The following is a 17,463-nucleotide window of genomic DNA, read 5'->3' on the forward strand; positions in this document are numbered from 1 at the left end:
CGGAATGCGCGCAGTCTAGGCCGGTTATTGTTGAACGATCAATCAAACATGGCGTTCCAGGGATGACCTGTCGGTCAGGGGCATGCCGCTGCGCGAGGGCCAGCGCGGCTAGTTTCCAGGTTGATCGGCGGCGGTTTTATCGACGCCCGCGCCTGCGCGAGCAATCAGCTGAACCGGTGGCACGCTAAAGCGGAAATCGCAGTAGGCCGCGCCGCCGGCGAGGGTTTGTGTGCGCCGCAGAGTCACGCCCCAATCGCTAGCCATGCGGTAATCCAGGCTGCACGCGGCAAAGTGGGTCAGCTCCGGCGCACCCTGCTCGCGCAAGTAACTGGCCAGCGGACACACCTGCACATCAAAGGCCACGCCAGAGGCGGCTGGCAGATTGCTGCGGCGAAAAGGGCGGGTAAACACCAGGCTGAACAGCGCATCGAGTAGCCACTGGATGCGTGCCTGCAAGCGGCGGCTACGCAGGCGCGACACCTTGAACGCCATGGCGCTGGCCGGGCCGAAGATCTGCCAGTTGATCTGCTCAATCCACTCGCCGGCCTGCTGCTGGCCAATGCCGTGCTCCTGCAGGGTGCGGTACAGCGCGAAATCCCACTGCATATAACGCAGCAGCAGATTCACCCCAGGCGAATGGCGCACGCGCGTGCGTTGCAATTCACGTTGTACTTCCAGGGTTCTGGCCCATACCGCTGCCGCCGTGGCCGCCGACAAACACGCACCTAGCTGCGCCTGCGCCGCCTGGCGAAAGGCGATGCGCGGGAGATAAACCAGCAGCAGGGCGAGTGGCTTCATCGGCTGTCTTGGCTCTGGCGGATTGCGGAGCGCACTAGCGCGGCTCAATGTCGGCAATCAGCGCCAGTAAATCGGTCACACCGATATCCTGACCAGCCTGATGCAGCAAGGTGCTGGCCTGGCCGCGATGGTGGGTCTGATGATTGAAGAAGTGCAGCATCAGGCTGGCGTACGGCCGCTGCGCCGGCACGCCCTTCATATTGCCGTAGGCCAGCACATGCTCCAGATCCTGCTCGGTCAGTGCCGCTACCCAGTTGCTGATATGCCTATCCAGCCGGCCGCGCAAAGCATGCAGCGGGGCGAAGGTATTGAATAACAGCTGATCCAGCGCCGCTGGCCGTTGCAGATCGCTGATCACCTCACGCAGCTCAGCGCACGCCGGGTGCTCGGCAAAGCGCTTGAGCCAGATGATATCGGCCACCGCAATATGGTTAAGCGTGGCGAGGATGGACGGGAAAAACGCCCCGCGATCCTCACTCAGCGCCTGCGGCGAAAGCTGGCCGGCGGCCGCGTAGAGCTTGTCATTCATCCACGCGTTATAGCGGGCCATCAACTGGAAGTGGGCGAGCTGGGACATGGCGCTTAACTCGGCAATTAAGGTTCAGTCAGGCATCGAATACCGGGCGGAAGAAGGTGCGCTCGTAGCTGATGATGCACTGGGTTTCTTCGGCATACTTAAAGGCCGCCAGACACTCGGCGTCGGCAAAAGATTTCAGCCGATACTGTTCGTACTCCGCCAGGCTGGGGAAGCTGAACATCGCCAGGCCGATATTGTTGGCACCTTCCGATGGCAGGAAATAACCGTGATGCGTGCCGCCAAACTTCGCCACCAGGGCAATCCACAGCTTGCCGTAGTGTTCGAATTCCTTGAGTTTGCGCGGGTCGAGCACATAGCGGATATGGCAGGTGATCATGGTACTTCCTTATATGTACTAAGGGCTGACTGGGGCAATAAAGCGTGCCTAGCTTTCAGGGGTAGTGGTCGAATCCGGGTTGGCTTCTTCGGCCAGTTTTAAGCGGTCGGCTTTGCTGATATAGGTGGATTTCTTCTTCGGTGCCAACTTGGCATTGGCTTTTTTGGCGTGAGCTTCGAGTAGCTGTTTGATTTTTTTGCGGCGGTTCATTGGTTTAGGCCGGGTTGGTTAATTGGCGTGTGCAAAGAAAGTGGTTTTGAAGAGGAGTCTAACGGTGTGATGACTTTGAGTTTATCAAATATAAAACACTTCGCTCCATTTAGTTATTTTTATAATTTCGGAATTTCGGATTCAAGTTTATTTAAACGTTGAATAAGAGGCTCTTCACTCGTAGCCTTGTCCCTAGCAAAATTAGCTAAGTCTACTCCAATTGAAACAATCTCCGCAGGCAAACCTTTATCAGGCGACCATGTTTCACCATTCAGATCGCCGAAGCCTCTAACCCATACGGATAGCTGGAAAGTTGTACCGTCCAGGCCTAATGATGCCTTTGCAGGGTATTTGGTGTGGTGCAGCATGCGCGCCCACGTACGTTGAATGGCGACTGCAAGTCGCAAACTGATCTCGCGATCTATGCGTGTCACTTCAACATGTTTAGTCTTTTTCTCGGAGTTATTCTGCGCCATCGAATACCAGAGATTTTCTGCGGCCTGTGTGACCGTAATGAAGTATTTATTTTTATCACTGGTCGCAGGCCAGAGTGCGTCGGGTTGCTTCAGTAATTCGTCTGAAATTTTTTCGTACACCGAGACGCAGCTCTCTAATCCAAAAGAGGGTCGCGATATAAACCTTCCCAACTCGCCGTCTGTAAGAAACAGATGTTCAGAAATTCGCTGATCATACTCGTCTGACGGATGGTCTAGAGGCGTCAAATGATCCGGTTGCTCTCCATACTCTGCTTCGAAAAATTCATCTGCTTGGACGGATGCTGATAAAAGTGCTAGGAGGAAGTAGGCGTATTTCATTGAAGGGCATCCCTGCTTTACGGACATAGGCTTTGTTAGTGGAGGGGCATTCCCATGAACGATTTGAACCAGTTTTTATATTCTCTTGATTCGCCTTACGAAATCCCGCCCTACACCACAACGCGTCACTTTTCCATCAGTGACGGGAAGATATGTTTCTTTGTTGTTTTTTGCGACTTTCAGTCGTATTCCAAACATAAGTGAGCGAGACTCGTCGAGTAAATTCAGTAGAGTTTTGGTGTCAATTTTATGTTTTGGAATCGATATTTTTCCGGTAATGGTAGGTTTATCGTTATGCGCAATAACTAAGTCGCGGTAACTCTTGGTGTCAAATTTTTTCTTTAGAGCGGCAATTGTAGTCCTGTGTTTTTCTAGTTCGGGATCGATGTGCTCTTTATAGTTGCACACTAAGTTATACTGGCTTAGATTTTCACGTGTGCCTTCGGAGGAATTAAAGCCTTTGCCGTCGAATACTAGTCGTGCAGTAGATAGAACTATATCGTTATGAATAGAGCGCTGGATTATCTTTGCGGCCTCCAAGGACAAGCTGCTAATCGCATTAACTCCATCTTCGTTACAGTATACCTCGTCGTAAAAATGGACTGCCGTAATTAGGCGATCTAATTCAAAGATAAACCTATCAATATCCAGCATCCAAAGCTCCGGCTTGAGAAAATATAACTATTAATTATGCGGCATACCAATGTCGCGCTTTCCTGTCGCATAACGTCACCCTATCTGCTGTATCCCGTCTATATCCCATTCTCAATGTCGCGAAGGTGCAGAAAGCGGCCGATGTTAGGCGACAGTTTGGCTAGTCCCAACCCTATCCACCCCCATATCCCACTGTCTAGAACATTCTCCCGCCACCATTTCGCGCCCACAAAAAAGCGGGCCGTAGCCCGCTTTATATATAGAGGTGCAGCCTGGGCTTATTTAAGCCACTCGGCGACGCGCTCTGGGTTTTTGCTGATCCAGTCTTTGGCGGCGTCTTCCGGTTTGGCGCCGTCGCGGATGGCGAGCATTACGGCGCCGACTTCTTCACCGCTCCAGGAGAATTTCTTCAGGAAGGCAGCGGCTTCTGGGGCTTTGCTGTTGATGCTGGGGTTGGCGACGGTGTCGACGTGTTCGTCATCGCCGAAGACTTTTTTCGGATCTTCGAGGAAGCGCAGGTTCCATTTGGCGAACATCCAGTGCGGGATCCAGCCGGTGACGACAATGGCTTTCTTGTCCTTCTCGGCACGGGTCAGGGCGGTGGCCATGCCTGGGCCGGAGCTTGGCATCAGTTTGATGTCGGTGAGGGCGTATTCCTTGATCGCGTCTTCGGCGCGGCGCATCACGCCGGCGCCGGCGTCGATGCCGGTGATTTTGCCGTCGAAGTCTTTGGCGTAGGTTTGCAGGTCGGCGATGGTTTTGGCTTCTACGTAGTCCGGCACGATCAGGCCGATTTTGGCGCCGGCGTAGTTGGTGCCGAGCACTTCGACCTTGTCTTTGAGTTTTGCAAAGTATTCGCCGTGGGTGGCGGGCAGCCAGGCGGAGAGGGTGGCGTCGAGGTCACCACGGGCTACGCCCTGCCACATGATGGCGGGTTCTACAGGCTTCAGCTCGACGGTGTAACCGAGTTTGCTCTGGAGGATTTCACCGGCGACGTGGGTGGCGGCGACGCTGTCGTCCCAGCCGTTTACGTAGCCGATTTTCAGGGTGGCTTTGTCCGCCGCCATGGCGCTGCTCATGCCGATGGCCAGGGCGGCAACGCCGAGGCTTTGCAGGCAGAGGTTCTTCAGGTTTCGCATAGGGTGTGCTCCGTCAGTGAGAGTGGCAGTTCAGTGAGTTACTGGCGCGTTCTTCTTGCGGGCCTAGCTGGGTCGTACGGTATTGCGTGTTAAATCCGGGGTGCAGCAAACCCGGCGATGGCCGTGTGGCCTCGCGGGTGTGGTGCTGATTCAGGTGCTTGAACTAACCGCGCCGCCCGCAGGTAAAGGAGGCGGCGCGTTGTGGCTTACAGGCCGAGGTGTTTTTTCACCGCAGCAACGCCGTCCTGGCCGTCGTAGGTGGTAACGCCGGCCAGCCACTGGTCGAGGATTGCCGGGTTGGCTTTGATCCACTCTTTGGCGACTTCGGTCGGGTTCTGTTTATCCAGGACCTTTTCCATCAGCTGGCTTTCAATTTCCACGGTGAACTGCAGGTTGTTCAGCAGTTTGCCGACGTTGGCGCAGCGTGCTTCGTAATCTGGCGGCACGACGGTGTAGACCTTGGCGGCGCCGAAGTCGGGGCCGAACACGTCATCACCGCCTTCCAGGTAGGTGATGTCGAACTGGGTGTTCATCGGGTGCGGTGCCCAGCCGAGGAACACGGCGGGTTCATTTTTCTTCACGGCACGTTGCAGCTGAACCAGCATGCCGGCTTCGCTGGACTCGACCATCTTGAATTCGCCGAGGCCGAACTGGTTGCTCTTGATCATGCCGTCGATCAGCAGGTTGCCGTCGTTACCTGGCTCGATGCCGAAGATCTTGCCGCCCAGCTGGTCCTTGAACTTGGCGATGTCGGCAAAGCTTTTCAGCCCGGCTTCAGCGGCGTAGGTCGGGACGGCGAGGGTGTATTTGGCGCCTTCAAGGTTGGCTTTGGGCAGGACTTTGACGCCGCCATCCTTGGTGAAGGGTTCGATCACGGCGTCCATCGAGGGCGCCCAGTAACCGAGGAATACGTCGATCTGGCCTTTTTGCACGCCGGTGAAGGCGATGGGTACGGAGGCCATGATTTTGCGCGTCTGGTAGCCCAGGCCTTCGCTGAGGGTCATGGCCACGCCAGTGGTGGCGGCGATGTCGGCCCAGCCGATTTCGGCGAAGCGCACCATTTTGCAACTCTCCGGCTCTTGCGCCCATGCGCTTTGCAGCATGGCCACGGAGAGCAGGCCGACACCTGCGAGCTGTTTAATCGTCTTCATCTGCGATTCCCTGTGATGGTTAAATTTAGATTACTGGCGTTGAAGCTTGCCGCTGAACCAACTGAACAGACTGCTGCGCTTGGCGGTTTGTGGGGTGCCGAAGCTTTCGGTGATGCGGTCGAGAATGATCGCCAGCAGCACCACGGCCATGCCGCTTTCGAAACCAAGGCCGATGTCCAGGCGCTGAATACTCGCCAGTACGTCGTTACCCAGGCCGCCGGCGCCGACCATCGAGGCGATGATCACCATCGACAGGGCCATCATGATGGTCTGGTTGACCCCGGCCATGATCGACGGCATGGCGTTGGGCAGCTGGACCTTGAACAGTAGCTGACGCGGCGTGCAGCCGAAGGATTGGCCGGCTTCGATGATCTCTTTATTCACCTGGCGGATGCCCAGGTTGGTCAGGCGTACCGCCGGGGGCATGGCGAAGATCACCGTGGCGATGATCCCCGGCACACGGCCGAGGCCGAAGAGCATGGCGGCGGGAATCAGGTAAACGAACGCCGGCATGGTCTGCATAAAGTCGAGAATCGGCCGGATGATGGTTGCCACCCGCTCGCTGCGCGCGGCCCAGATGCCCAGCGGGATGCCGAGTAGCAGGCTGATCAGCGTGGCGGAGAAGGTCAGGCCGAGGGTTACCACGGTCTGTTCCCAGAAGCCGGTGAGTACGATCAGCACGAAGGAGATGGCGGTGAAGATGGCGAACTTGTAGCCGATGCGCCACAGGCCCAGGCCGATAAAGATGGCAATCAGCAGCCAGGCCGGTGGGAGCATCAGCAGCCATTCGATGCCTTCGGAGAAGCCGTTGACTACGGCGCCGATGCTGTCGAAGCCATCGCTGTAGTTGTCCAGCAGGTGCTGCACCACGTCGTTGACCCAGCTGCCCAGGTCGAGCTGTTTCTCACTCATGGGACTCTCCCTGCAGGCGGGTCAACAGACGACCTTTACTGATGGCGCCGCTGTAGTGGCCGTGCGCGTCAATCACCGGGATCGGCCCTTCGTTGTCCACCAGGCGTTCAATCACCTGATCCAGCGGGGTGCCTTCGGAAACGGGGTTGATATGCTTGAGTACGTTCGCGTCAAGGCTGCAGGTCGCACCGCCTTCGACGAGTAGGGCGATTTTTTCCAGGCTGATAGAGCCCTGGAAGTTGTTCTGCTCGTCGACGACAAAGGCGTAGTGCTTGTCCAGCGCCTGCAGCTCCTGGCAGACCTTCTGCGCATCCGGCGCTTTGCCGTTGTGCACGTAGATCGGCACGCTGTTGGCCATCAGCTGGCCGGCGGTGAGGTAGCGGTTGGTGTCGACGGTGTTGAAGAAGTTACGCACGTAATCGTTGGCGGGGTTGTCGATCAGCTCCTGCGGGGTGCCGACCTGAACCAGTTTGCCGCCCTCCATGATGCCGATGCGGGTGCCGATGCGCATGGCTTCTTCGATGTCGTGGGACACGAAGATGATGGTGCGGCGATCGGTCTTTTGCAGCTCCAGCAGCACGTCTTGCATCTCACGGCGCTTGAGCGGGTCGAGGGCGGAAAACGCCTCGTCCATGATGATCATTGACGGGTCAACCGCCAGGGCGCGGGCCAGGCCGACGCGCTGTTGCATGCCGCCGGACAGCTCATGCGGCATCTTGTGCGCAAAGGTGTCCAGGCCAACCTGCTTGAGTACTTGCATGGCGCGCTCTTCGCGCACCTTCTTGCTCTTGCCGGCCACTTCCAGGCCGAACGCGGCGTTGTCCAGCACGCTGCGTGAAGGCATCAGGGCGAAGGACTGAAAGACCATGCTCATGTCGCGGCGGCGCAGATCAATAAGCTCCGCCTTGGGCATCTTGGCGACGTTCTGCCCGTCGATGTAGACGTTGCCGCCGCTGGGTTCAACCAGGCGGTTGATCAGGCGGATCAGGGTGGATTTGCCGGAGCCGGAGAGGCCCATCAGCACGAAAATTTCACCTTCCTCGACGCTGAAGGACACGTCGCTGACGCCGATTACCGCGCCTTTTTCCGCAAGAATTCGTTCCTTGCTCCAGCCCTGTTTGAGCAGGTCAATGGCTTCTTGTGGCTCTGCGCCGAACACCTTGTAGAGGTTTTCGACGACGATTTTTCCAGACTGCATGGGATGATTCCCCTTCAGTAGACATCCAGATCAGTGCTGCGGAACCGCGCCTACGCCAGCTGGCGTACGTACGGTGATGCCGACTGTTCTTGCCTGTGTGGGTTTACTGGGTTCCGGGGTCGGGGCCGTGCCTTGCCGCGCAACACATTCAGGGTGCTCAGGCACAACCGCTGCAACGCTCCGGTTGCCTTGTGGGCAATGGACGCTATGGGGGCGTACTGTTGAGTCAACCTTGCTGTGCCGTGCTGCAAACCGCGTTCCAAACCCTCTGGCAGTGTTACGAAGTCCCATCCTTGGGTTTTACACACCTCGACCCGAGGCGCGCGTACATCCGAAATTTCTTGTTGGGCTGGCACCCATCACGTGGTGAGCCAGCACTTATATATTCTTCGGTCCGGGGCTGTGGGCGCCCGGTCTGTCGACCCTGCTAAGGCGACAGCGACGAAATCGGCTGACTCAACGATATAGTCTTCGGCCTGTCGCAATTGTCGGTTTGCGACTCTGACGTGTTGCGCGGCGACAGACGCTTTAAAAACCATAACAGACTTGTTTGTTCCGTTGCCAAGGCTGCAAGCCACAGCGGCCGTGGTTTGCAGCGTTTCAAATGGCCACAGGCACTATGAGCTGGGGGCTGCGCGCTGTTCGGAAAAAATGACAAATTAATTTCCACTGGCGAGGTTTTCGGCGGTTTTTATTGATTGACCGTTCAATCGTGTGACGCCCTCCAGCCAGCTCGCCCGCGTCTGCGGATTAGCCTTCAACCAGGCTTTGGCCTCGCGTCGCGGGTTGGTGTTTTTGTTGAGGATGGCGCCCATCAGGTAGCTCTCCATCTCCAGGCTGAAGCGCAGATTTTTCAGCAGTCGGGTGACATTCGGGCACTGTTCGGCCAGACCGGCGCGCACGTTGGTGTACACCGTGGCGCCGCCGTAGTTGGGGCCGAAGAACTCATCACCGCCGTCCAGGTAATGCATCTGCAGCTGGTTGTTCATCGGGTGCGGCGCCCAGCCGAGAAATACCACCCACTGTTTGAGGTGCTCGGCGCGTTTGACCTGGGCCAGCATGCCGTTCTCGCTGGACTCCACCAGGCTGAAACCGGCCAGGCCGAAAGCGTTCTTGTCGATCATTGACTGGATCAGCTTATTGCCATCGTTGCCTGGTTCGATTCCGTAGAGTTTGCCGCCCAGCTCTTTACTGAAGCGCGCGAGATCGGCGAAGTTTTTCACGCCACCGTCATACGCCGCCTGGTTCACCGCCAGGGTGTATTTGGCGCCGATGAGGTTGGCGCCGAGGGTCTTTACCGAGCCGTTAGCGGCGTAGGGTTTGATGTCGTTTTCCATGCTCGGCATCCAGTTGCCGAGGAACACGTCGATCTTGCCGTCCTGCATGGCTTTGTAGGTGTCGGGCACGGACAAGCGTTTGACCTGGGTGCGGTAGCCCAATTCACTGAATACCTGCCGCGTGACGGCGGTGGTCACGGTGATGTCGGTCCAGCCCACATCGGCGAAGCGAATCAGCCCGCACTGCGCTGGCTCTGCGGCCTGGGCCAGCAGCGGGGTGGTGCAGAAGGTGGCGGCCAGCAGCCAGCGTTTGTTACGTGTCATCAAGCCTCTCCCGGTTGCAGTGACAGGGCGCGCGTACAAGCGCGCAGTCGGGCCACGGGTGGCAGGCGACTGCAGCTGGCCGGTCCATGGGCGCGGCGATCATGCCGACAGATTTCCTTCGCTGCCTATGCGTGAAGTCGCAAGTAGAACGCTGCTGTCGTGAATCGCTGCAGCGGCGCTTGAAACTGCGCGCTGTCGCACACGTCGCGTTCGTTTGCGGCGCTGACGGATTTAGATATGGGCGGGTCGGTGTGGAGCGGCGGTAGCGTGGGGAAATCCTGATCATGCCTGCATGTAGCAATCGTGCAGGAGAGTGGTGTGGCTATCAGCGTGTTTGACCTGTTCAAGATCGGCATTGGGCCGTCCAGTTCGCATACCGTCGGACCGATGCGTGCGGCTGCGCTGTTTAGCGGCGCATTGGCCGAGCGGCGTTTGCTGGAACGTACAGCGCGGTTGCAGGTGCGTCTGTACGGTTCGCTATCGGCCACCGGTGTTGGTCACGGCAGCGACCGTGCGGTGATCATGGGGCTGATGGGCGAATGGCCGGATCAGGTTGACCCGAGCAGCATCGAACCGCGAATCGCGCAGCTGCTGGCCAGCGGGCAGTTGCCGCTCGGTGGGCGGGTCAGCATCGGCTTCGACTGGTCGCGCGACATGCTGCTGCTGGAAGAAAACCTGCCCTATCACCCCAACGCCATGACCCTCAGCGCCTTTGCCGCCGATGGCAGCCTGCTGCACGAAAACACTTATTACTCGGTGGGCGGCGGTTTTGTCGTGGACGCCGAGCAGGCCGCCAGCGGTCAGCTGGATCAGGATCACACGCAGCTGCCGTATGACTTCAATAGCGCGGAAGAGCTGCTGCGCCTGTGCAAGGCCCATGGCCTGAGGGTTTCCGAGTTGATGATGGCCAACGAGAAAGCCTGGCGCAGTGAGGCTGAAATCCGCAGCGGCCTGATGCGTCTGTGGCAGGCCATGCGCGATTGTGTCGAGCAAGGCTTGCAGCACGAGGGCACCTTACCTGGCGGGCTGAATGTGAAGCGCCGCGCCGCCAAGCTGCACCGCAGCCTGCAGGAAATGAGCAAGCCCAACGTGATCGGCTCGACCCTCAGTGGCATGGAGTGGGTCAACCTGTTCGCCCTGGCGGTGAATGAGGAAAACGCCGCCGGCGGGCGCATGGTCACAGCGCCGACCAATGGTGCGGCGGGGATCATCCCGGCTGTGCTGCATTACTACGTGCGCTTCAGTCCGTCGGTGACCGAGGCCAATGTGGTGGATTACCTGCTGGCTGCTGCCGCCATCGGCATCCTGTGCAAGAAGAACGCGTCGATCTCCGGCGCTGAGGTCGGTTGTCAGGGTGAGGTAGGTTCGGCCTGCGCCATGGCCGCGGCAGGGCTGGCAGAGATTCTCGGGGCCACCCCTGGGCAGGTGGAAAACGCCGCTGAAATCGGCCTGGAACACAACCTCGGCCTGACCTGTGACCCGGTCGGTGGCCTGGTGCAGGTGCCGTGCATCGAGCGCAACGCGATTGCTGCGGTGAAGGCGATCAACGCGGCGCAGATGGCCCTGCGTGGCGACGGCGAGCACTTTATCTCACTGGACCGGGTGATCCGCACCATGCGCGACACCGGCGCCGATATGCATGACAAGTACAAGGAAACCTCGCGCGGCGGGTTGGCCGTTAGCGCTGTTGAATGCTGATGCGCACGTTCAGGCTTGCGTGCACATTTGTGGTGCGTGGTTGTTCGGCGCAGTGGCAAGGGCAGCGCAACGCTGCTGAATACGGCCTGACCGTTGCTCCGTTACCGCGCCGTTTTTACCCTGCGTAGCGGGGTGACAAAGCACCTGCCTGGCAGTGCTACCGAAATGCTCAAGCGCCCGTCGAACGGGCGTTTGCGGTCGTAATCAGAATGCTTCTGTCGCTCCTGCCAACGCCTAGTGTCACTAGCGTTGGGCCGATCCCTCTGTTTTTAATTGAACGCCCAATCAATTTAGGCACGGCCTTTGCGTTGTGCTGGTGGTCGATCTGGCGTTGTGCAGTCCCAGAACCATAAAAAGAGCCACCGCATAGAGGGGCTCACTACCGTGCTTTGCTTCGCGTGAGGGTTTACCTGATGTCACAGTTCACTCATGGGGCACAACCCCAGAGCCGTGCTCCGCAGTCCATCGGCTTTCTCCTGCTCGACAACTTCACCTTGATTTCCCTGGCGTCTGCCGTCGAGCCGCTGCGCATGGCCAACCAGCTGTCCGGTAAGGAGTTGTACCGCTGGCACACCCTCAGCCAAAGCGGCCTGCCGGTCTGCGCCAGTGATGGTCTGCAGATCACCCCGGATGCCAGCTTGGCTACGGCGCCGCGTTTGGATGCGGTGATCGTTTGCGGCGGTGTCGACATTCAGCACAGCGTCACCCGCGAGCACGTGCAGTGGCTGCAAAGCCAGGCCCGCCATGGCGCGCAATTGGGCGCGGTATGCACCGGTAGCTGGGCGCTGGCCAAGGCCGGGCTGCTCGATGGTTTCGATTGCAGCGTGCACTGGGAATGCCTGGCCTCGATGCAGGAAGCCTTCCCCCGCGCAGCAGTCAGCACTCGCCTGTTCTCGATTGACCGCAACCGCCACACCAGCTCCGGCGGCACCGCGCCGATGGACATGATGCTGCATGTGATCGGCCGCGAGCATGGCCGTGAACTGGCGGCGGCAATTTCTGAAATGTTTATCTACGAGCGCATCCGTAACGAGCAGGATCACCAGCGCGTGCCGCTCAAGCACATGCTCGGCACCAACCAGCCGAAGCTGCAGGAAATCGTCGCGCTGATGGAAGCCAACCTGGAAGAGCCGATCGACCTCGATCAGCTGGCGCTGTATGTCGATGTCTCGCGCCGCCAGCTGGAGCGCCTGTTCCAGAAGTACCTGCACTGTTCGCCGTCGCGCTACTACCTCAAGCTGCGCCTGATTCGTGCGCGCCAACTGCTCAAGCAGACCAGCATGTCGATTATCGAAGTGGCTTCGGTCTGCGGCTTTGTTTCTACTCCGCACTTCTCCAAGTGCTACCGCGAATACTTCGGCATCCCGCCGCGCGACGAGCGCGCGGGCCAGCAGGGCGGCCATGTGGTGGCGCTGCTGCCCATGCCGGAAGACCTGATGCGCCCATCGCCATCCTCGGCTATGGCCGCGCTGACGCGGGCGCAGGGGGAGTCGACCTTCGCTAGTGTCAGGCTCTAAGCCTCGCGGAATAACCTCTAGGACCAAGCTTGCTTGCGATGCTTTTGCTTGGCAGGGATCGCCAGCAAGCTGGCTTCTACACGCTGTGTGGGAGGCGCTTTAGCGGCGAGCTGTTAATCGCTTGTCGCGGCTGAAGCGGAGTGCCGCCCAGCCCCTCCCACAAAACAAAAACGCCGCACTGGCCTTGAAGGCGAGTGCGGCGTTTTGCTGTGTGCGCGACGGCGCGATACGCGGTGCTTAGTACTCGATCGCCACATCACCCTGCGGCACGCTGCAGCAGGAGAGGATGTAGCCCTCGGCGACATCTTCGTCGGTGATCCCGCCGTTGTGCTCCATGCTCACCTCGCCTGAGGTTTTCATTACCTTGCAGGTGCCGCAAATGCCCATGCCGCAGGCTTTGGGGATATGCAGGCCAAGCTTGGCTGCGGCAGCGTGTACGGTTTCGCCTGGATCGACGCGGATGCTCTTGCCGGTGCTGGTGAATGCCACCTGATTCTGTTCGGCAGCCGGCACGGCGGGGGCTTCGGCGGCTTCGGCGGCGAGCTCCTTGGCTTCTTCGCGGACATCCGCCGGCGTCGCGCCAAAGGACTCCTCGTGGTAGTGCTGCATGTCGAAGCCATTGCTTTCCAGCAGGCGTTTGACCGCATTCATGTACGGCGTCGGGCCGCAGCAGAAGATTTCCCGATCCAGATAATCCGGGGCAATCAGCTCCAGCATCTTCTGGTTGAGGTAGCCGCGATAACCGGCCCAAGCCTCACCCAGCCCATGCTTCTCGCAAATCACATGCAGGCTGAAGTTGTTGATCCGCGCGGCCATGTGCTCCAGCTCGCGGTGGTAGATGATGTCCTTCGGTGAGCGCGCGCTGTGCACAAACACCATGTCGACATTGGCGTTGGTGTCGTAAAACCAGCGCGCCATCGACATCACCGGCGTAATGCCGACCCCGCCACTGAGGTAGAGCACCTTGTCGGCGGGAAAGTCGATGGCATTGAACAGCCCGACCGGGCCGTGAACCGGCAGCTCCTGGCCTTCCTGCAGGTTGTCATGCAACCAGTTGGAGACCTTGCCGCCAGGCACCCGCTTGATGGTGATGGAAAAGCTGTAGGGCACGGAAGGCGAGCTGGAGATGGTGTAGGAGCGCATCACCGGCTGGCCGTCGATTTCCAGTTCCAGGGTGACGAATTGTCCTGGTTTGAAGAAGTACAGCACCGGCTGATCGGCCATAAAGCAGAACGTGCGCACATCCCAAGTTTCCTGGATGACTTTGACGCAACGCACCAGGTGGCGGCCGTTGCTCCAGGTCTGGGTGGTAATGGGGTTGAGGAAGTCGTTCGTCGTCATGGACGTCTCTCCGCGCGGCCGGGCATCGGCCTTATATGGGGCGGATTGTGCGCACTGGCGGATGGGCTCATTTATCTGCCAGCGACATTTACATGCTTATCGCGACCTGCCGCGCAGGCCTTGGTTTGCCGCGTCGGAAACGGATGTGACCATGTCGTCCATAGACAAGGTTTGGCCCACGCTCAGCGCCACACTCGCAGCCAGCCGAAGCAAAAGGTCACGAGCGAATTCCTCTTTCATCCAGTCGCCATCGGCAGGCGTAGAACGGGGCAATGACGCCACCTTGCGTGATACCGACTAGCCACTTTATTGCGGCAACTCGCCCAGCGAGTCGCCATTGAGGAGTTACCGATGGACGTCACTTCCACCCTGAGCCTGGGCGATCCGCTGGAGCCTGCACGCAAGGCCACCGCCGAGATGCTGCAAAGCCGCGAGCGCACCTTTTCGCTGCCGCAGCCGTTCTACAACGACGAGCGTCTGTTCAAGATCGATATGCAGGAGATCTTCCACAAGGAATGGCTGATTGCCGGCATGACCTGTGAGATCCCGGCCAAGGGTAACTACCTCACCCTGCAGATCGGTGATAACCCGATCATGGTGATTCGCGGGGCCGATGGTGTGGTGCATGCCTTCCATAACGTCTGCCGTCACCGTGGCTCGCGCCTGTGCACCAGTGACAAAGGCAAGGTGGCCAAGCTGGTGTGCCCTTATCACCAGTGGACCTACGAACTCGACGGTCGCCTGCTGTTTGCTGGCACCGAAATGGGTGCGGATTTCGACCTCAAGGACTACAGCCTTAAACCGGTCAACTGCAAAGTGGCAGGTGGTTACATCTTTATTTCCCTGGCGGAAAACCCACCGGCCATTGATGAGTTCCTCAGCACGCTGGCTCATTACATGGAGCCGTACGACATGGAAAACACCAAGGTGGCCGTGCAAACCACCTTGATGGAAAAGGCCAACTGGAAGCTGGTGCTGGAGAACAACCGCGAGTGCTACCACTGCAACGGCTCGCACCCTGAGCTGCTCAATACCCTGCTGGAGTGGGATGACGTTACCGACCCGCGCGCCACCCAGGCGTTCAAGGATCAGGTGGCGGAGTGCACGGGGCGCTGGGACAAAGACAACATTCCCTACGCCCATGCCAGCTTTGGTCTGCGCAACCGCATCGTGCGCATGCCGCTGCTCAAGGGCACTGTGTCCATGACCATGGACGGCAAGCAGGGCTGCAAGAAACTCATGGGTCGTATCACCGATCCCGACTTGGGCTCGATGCGCATCCTGCACCTGCCGCACTCGTGGAACCACTGCATGGGCGATCACATGATCGTCTTCACCGTCTGGCCGATCAGCGCCCAGGAAACCATGGTCACCACCAAATGGCTGGTGCACAAGGATGCCGTGGAAGGTGTCGATTACGACGTCGCCCGCCTGCGCCAGGTGTGGGATGCCACCAACGACCAGGACCGCCGTCTGGCTGAGGAGAACCAGCGCGGCATCAACTCCACCGCTTACCAGCCCGGCCCGTACTCGAAAACCTACGAGTTTGGCGTGGTCAACTTTATCGACTGGTACAGCGAGCGTCTGCTCAACAACCTTGGCGCCGCACCTGCGCCCTACCTGAAAGGGGTTGCCGCCGAGTAACGGAGCTGGCGGGTTGGTCGCCCGCCGGAACGGCTCCACACTCAGGCCTTCATGGCCGCTTTGCTGCCCGCAGTCTGCTGCGGGCATTTTTTTAGCCCCGCCAATGTGCGCCATTACCTGCGCACAAGTGTTACCGCTCCGCCAGCAACGGGAACACAAACGAGTAGCAGCACCCCAGAATGGTGACTGCTTATGTCAGTCTGGCTACCTGGTATTTTCATATACCATTGATTTATAAGTGATTTTTAAAGTTGGCACGCTGAGTGCTTTATTTACTGTACAAAAACAATAACAAGCATCAGCAGAACTATCGTATCGACTCAAGGCACAACAAAAACAAGAGTACCCACGAGTCGCAAACTGATTTTTTTGGAAAGGGTATGTGATTCGGGTTTTCCCGCAGCCAGGCCGAAAAGAATAAAACTACCTTGAGGTAGCTCGGTGTGCCGGTTGGATCATTGCAGGGGTTTTGGCAATGGCGATTGCTGTATCAGTAACCAAAAAAATACGTTTGCCCTTGGTTCCACTTGGAATCACCGAAAGCGATGACGCAACAGACAGCGATAAAACAACAATAACAGTCGCCAAATAATAAAAATAAAGCACACACCCAATTAGAGGGGAGCCTAGGCTCCCCTTTGTGCTTTCTGCGGTTTCGTTTTCCTTCCCCTCGCAACCTTTCCGCACGCCCGGCAGTGCAGTCGGGTGGCTGCTCACTCGGTGGCTTATCCATAGGCGACCCGGCTTTGACGCTTTCGGCAATACCCCAGTCGTTTTTGCACCGGGTCGCCCGAGCCCCCGGGGATATGCTCAGTCCAAAGCGCCAACAACGGGTTTGGCGACACCGCTAAAAGGGGACTGCCTGATGAGCCCAGCCGAATTACACGCCGACAGCATCGTTATTGACGGGCTGATCATCGCCAAGTGGAACCGCGAACTGTTCGAAGACATGCGCAAAGGCGGCCTGACGGCGGCCAACTGCACCGTGTCGGTGTGGGAAGGCTTTCAGGCCACGGTGAACAATATCGCCGCCAGCCAGAAGCTAATCCGCGAGAACAGCGACCTGGTGATGCCCGTACGCACCACCGCCGACATTCGTACCGCCAAGGCGCAGGGCAAGACCGGCATCCTTTTCGGCTTCCAGAACGCCCATGCGTTCGAAGATCAGATCGGTTACGTCGAGGTGTTCAAGCAGCTCGGCGTGGGCATTGTGCAGATGTGCTACAACACCCAGAACCTGGTTGGCACCGGCTGCTACGAGCGTGACGGCGGGTTGTCCGGCTTCGGTCGCGAGATCGTCGCCGAGATGAACCGCGTCGGCATCATGTGCGACCTCTCGCATGTGGGTTCGAAGACTTCTGAGGAAGTCATCCTCGAATCGAAAAAGCCGGTCACCTATTCCCACTGCCTGCCGTCGGGGCTGAAAGAGCACCCGCGCAACAAGTCCGATGCCGAGCTGAAATTTATCGCCGACCACGGCGGCTTCGTCGGCGTGACCATGTTCGCGCCGTTCCTGGCCAAAGGCATCGACTCGACCATCGACGACTACGCCGAGGCCATCGAGTACGTGATGAACATCGTTGGCGAAGACGCCATCGGCATCGGCACCGACTTCACCCAGGGCCATGGCCAGGACTTCTTCGAGTACCTGACCCACGACAAGGGCTACGCCCGCCGCCTGACCAGCTTCGGCAAGATCATCAACCCGCTGGGCATCCGCACCGTCGGCGAATTCCCCAACCTCACCGAGACCCTGCTCAAACGCGGCCATTCCGAGCGCGTGGTGCGCAAGATCATGGGTGAGAACTGGGTAAGGGTTCTGGCGGACGTCTGGGGCGAGTGATGAATACCTCCGGAGCCTACTGCGCCCA

The 17,463-nt window shown here is 58.6% G+C and carries 16 protein-coding genes; 4 read left to right on the forward strand and 12 right to left on the reverse strand.

Annotated elements, in window-relative coordinates:
* Window positions 1-108 precede the first annotated feature (108 nt).
* The 11 genes from CUR33_RS01995 to CUR33_RS02045 all read right to left on the reverse strand — a co-directional run bounded on the left by CUR33_RS01995 (window position 109) and on the right by CUR33_RS02045 (window position 9,392).
* Window positions 109-798 (reverse strand): L-2-amino-thiazoline-4-carboxylic acid hydrolase, encoded by a 690-nt coding sequence (locus tag CUR33_RS01995; RefSeq protein ID WP_289238528.1) that lies wholly within the window; start codon window positions 796-798, stop codon window positions 109-111.
* A gap of 34 nt (window positions 799-832) precedes the next feature.
* Window positions 833-1,375, reverse strand: a complete 543-nt coding sequence (locus tag CUR33_RS02000; protein WP_289238529.1) for a DinB family protein — start codon at window positions 1,373-1,375, stop codon at window positions 833-835.
* A gap of 28 nt (window positions 1,376-1,403) precedes the next feature.
* Window positions 1,404-1,712, reverse strand: a complete 309-nt coding sequence (locus tag CUR33_RS02005; RefSeq protein ID WP_282874240.1) for an NIPSNAP family protein — start codon at window positions 1,710-1,712, stop codon at window positions 1,404-1,406.
* Between the two features lie 48 nt (window positions 1,713-1,760).
* Window positions 1,761-1,922, reverse strand: a complete 162-nt coding sequence (locus CUR33_RS02010) for a DUF2986 domain-containing protein (RefSeq protein WP_282874239.1) — start codon at window positions 1,920-1,922, stop codon at window positions 1,761-1,763.
* 119 nt (window positions 1,923-2,041) lie between these two features.
* The gene (locus CUR33_RS02015) at window positions 2,042-2,737 is read right to left on the reverse strand and encodes a hypothetical protein (protein ID WP_289238530.1); all 696 of its coding nucleotides are present in this window, start codon (window positions 2,735-2,737) and stop codon (window positions 2,042-2,044) included.
* A 75-nt stretch (window positions 2,738-2,812) separates the two neighbouring features.
* Window positions 2,813-3,391, reverse strand: coding sequence for an AbiU2 domain-containing protein (locus tag CUR33_RS02020; RefSeq protein ID WP_289238531.1), 579 nt, complete (start codon window positions 3,389-3,391; stop codon window positions 2,813-2,815).
* A gap of 278 nt (window positions 3,392-3,669) precedes the next feature.
* On the reverse strand, window positions 3,670-4,530 hold the full coding sequence (locus CUR33_RS02025; RefSeq protein ID WP_289238532.1) for a glycine betaine ABC transporter substrate-binding protein: 861 nt from the start codon (window positions 4,528-4,530) through the stop codon (window positions 3,670-3,672).
* A 206-nt stretch (window positions 4,531-4,736) separates the two neighbouring features.
* Window positions 4,737-5,681 (reverse strand): choline ABC transporter substrate-binding protein, encoded by a 945-nt coding sequence (locus CUR33_RS02030; RefSeq protein ID WP_090254948.1) that lies wholly within the window; start codon window positions 5,679-5,681, stop codon window positions 4,737-4,739.
* A gap of 30 nt (window positions 5,682-5,711) precedes the next feature.
* Window positions 5,712-6,593: an ABC transporter permease gene (locus tag CUR33_RS02035; protein WP_090254950.1), complete on the reverse strand. Its 882-nt coding sequence runs from the start codon at window positions 6,591-6,593 to the stop codon at window positions 5,712-5,714.
* Window positions 6,586-7,791 (reverse strand): quaternary amine ABC transporter ATP-binding protein, encoded by a 1,206-nt coding sequence (locus CUR33_RS02040; protein ID WP_090254952.1) that lies wholly within the window; start codon window positions 7,789-7,791, stop codon window positions 6,586-6,588. The genes CUR33_RS02035 and CUR33_RS02040 overlap by 8 nt, the downstream gene beginning before the upstream one ends.
* 659 nt (window positions 7,792-8,450) lie before the next feature.
* A complete protein-coding gene (locus tag CUR33_RS02045; RefSeq protein WP_289238533.1) occupies window positions 8,451-9,392 on the reverse strand; it encodes a choline ABC transporter substrate-binding protein in 942 nt (313 codons plus the stop codon).
* A gap of 318 nt (window positions 9,393-9,710) precedes the next feature.
* On the opposite strand from CUR33_RS02045, the gene CUR33_RS02050 reads away from it, so the two are divergent.
* Entirely contained in the window at window positions 9,711-11,090 is a 1,380-nt protein-coding gene (locus CUR33_RS02050) for an L-serine ammonia-lyase (RefSeq protein ID WP_289238534.1), read from the forward strand.
* A gap of 413 nt (window positions 11,091-11,503) precedes the next feature.
* On the forward strand, window positions 11,504-12,607 hold the full coding sequence (gene gbdR, locus CUR33_RS02055) for a choline metabolism transcriptional regulator GbdR (protein WP_289238535.1): 1,104 nt from the start codon (window positions 11,504-11,506) through the stop codon (window positions 12,605-12,607).
* Window positions 12,608-12,844: 237 nt separating this feature from the next.
* On the opposite strand, the gene gbcB is transcribed toward gbdR, so the two are convergent.
* Window positions 12,845-13,948, reverse strand: coding sequence for a glycine-betaine demethylase subunit GbcB (gbcB, locus tag CUR33_RS02060; RefSeq protein ID WP_167146690.1), 1,104 nt, complete (start codon window positions 13,946-13,948; stop codon window positions 12,845-12,847).
* Between the two features lie 351 nt (window positions 13,949-14,299).
* On the opposite strand from gbcB, the gene gbcA reads away from it, so the two are divergent.
* Window positions 14,300-15,592: a glycine-betaine demethylase subunit GbcA gene (gene gbcA, locus CUR33_RS02065; protein ID WP_167146693.1), complete on the forward strand. Its 1,293-nt coding sequence runs from the start codon at window positions 14,300-14,302 to the stop codon at window positions 15,590-15,592.
* Window positions 15,593-16,457: 865 nt separating this feature from the next.
* Window positions 16,458-17,435: a dipeptidase gene (locus CUR33_RS02070; RefSeq protein ID WP_090254964.1), complete on the forward strand. Its 978-nt coding sequence runs from the start codon at window positions 16,458-16,460 to the stop codon at window positions 17,433-17,435.
* Window positions 17,436-17,463: the final 28 nt, after the last annotated feature.

Origin of the sequence: Pseudomonas sp. FEMGT703P, from assembly GCF_002786345.1 — a bacterium.
Classification (GTDB): domain Bacteria; phylum Pseudomonadota; class Gammaproteobacteria; order Pseudomonadales; family Pseudomonadaceae; genus Aquipseudomonas; species Aquipseudomonas peli.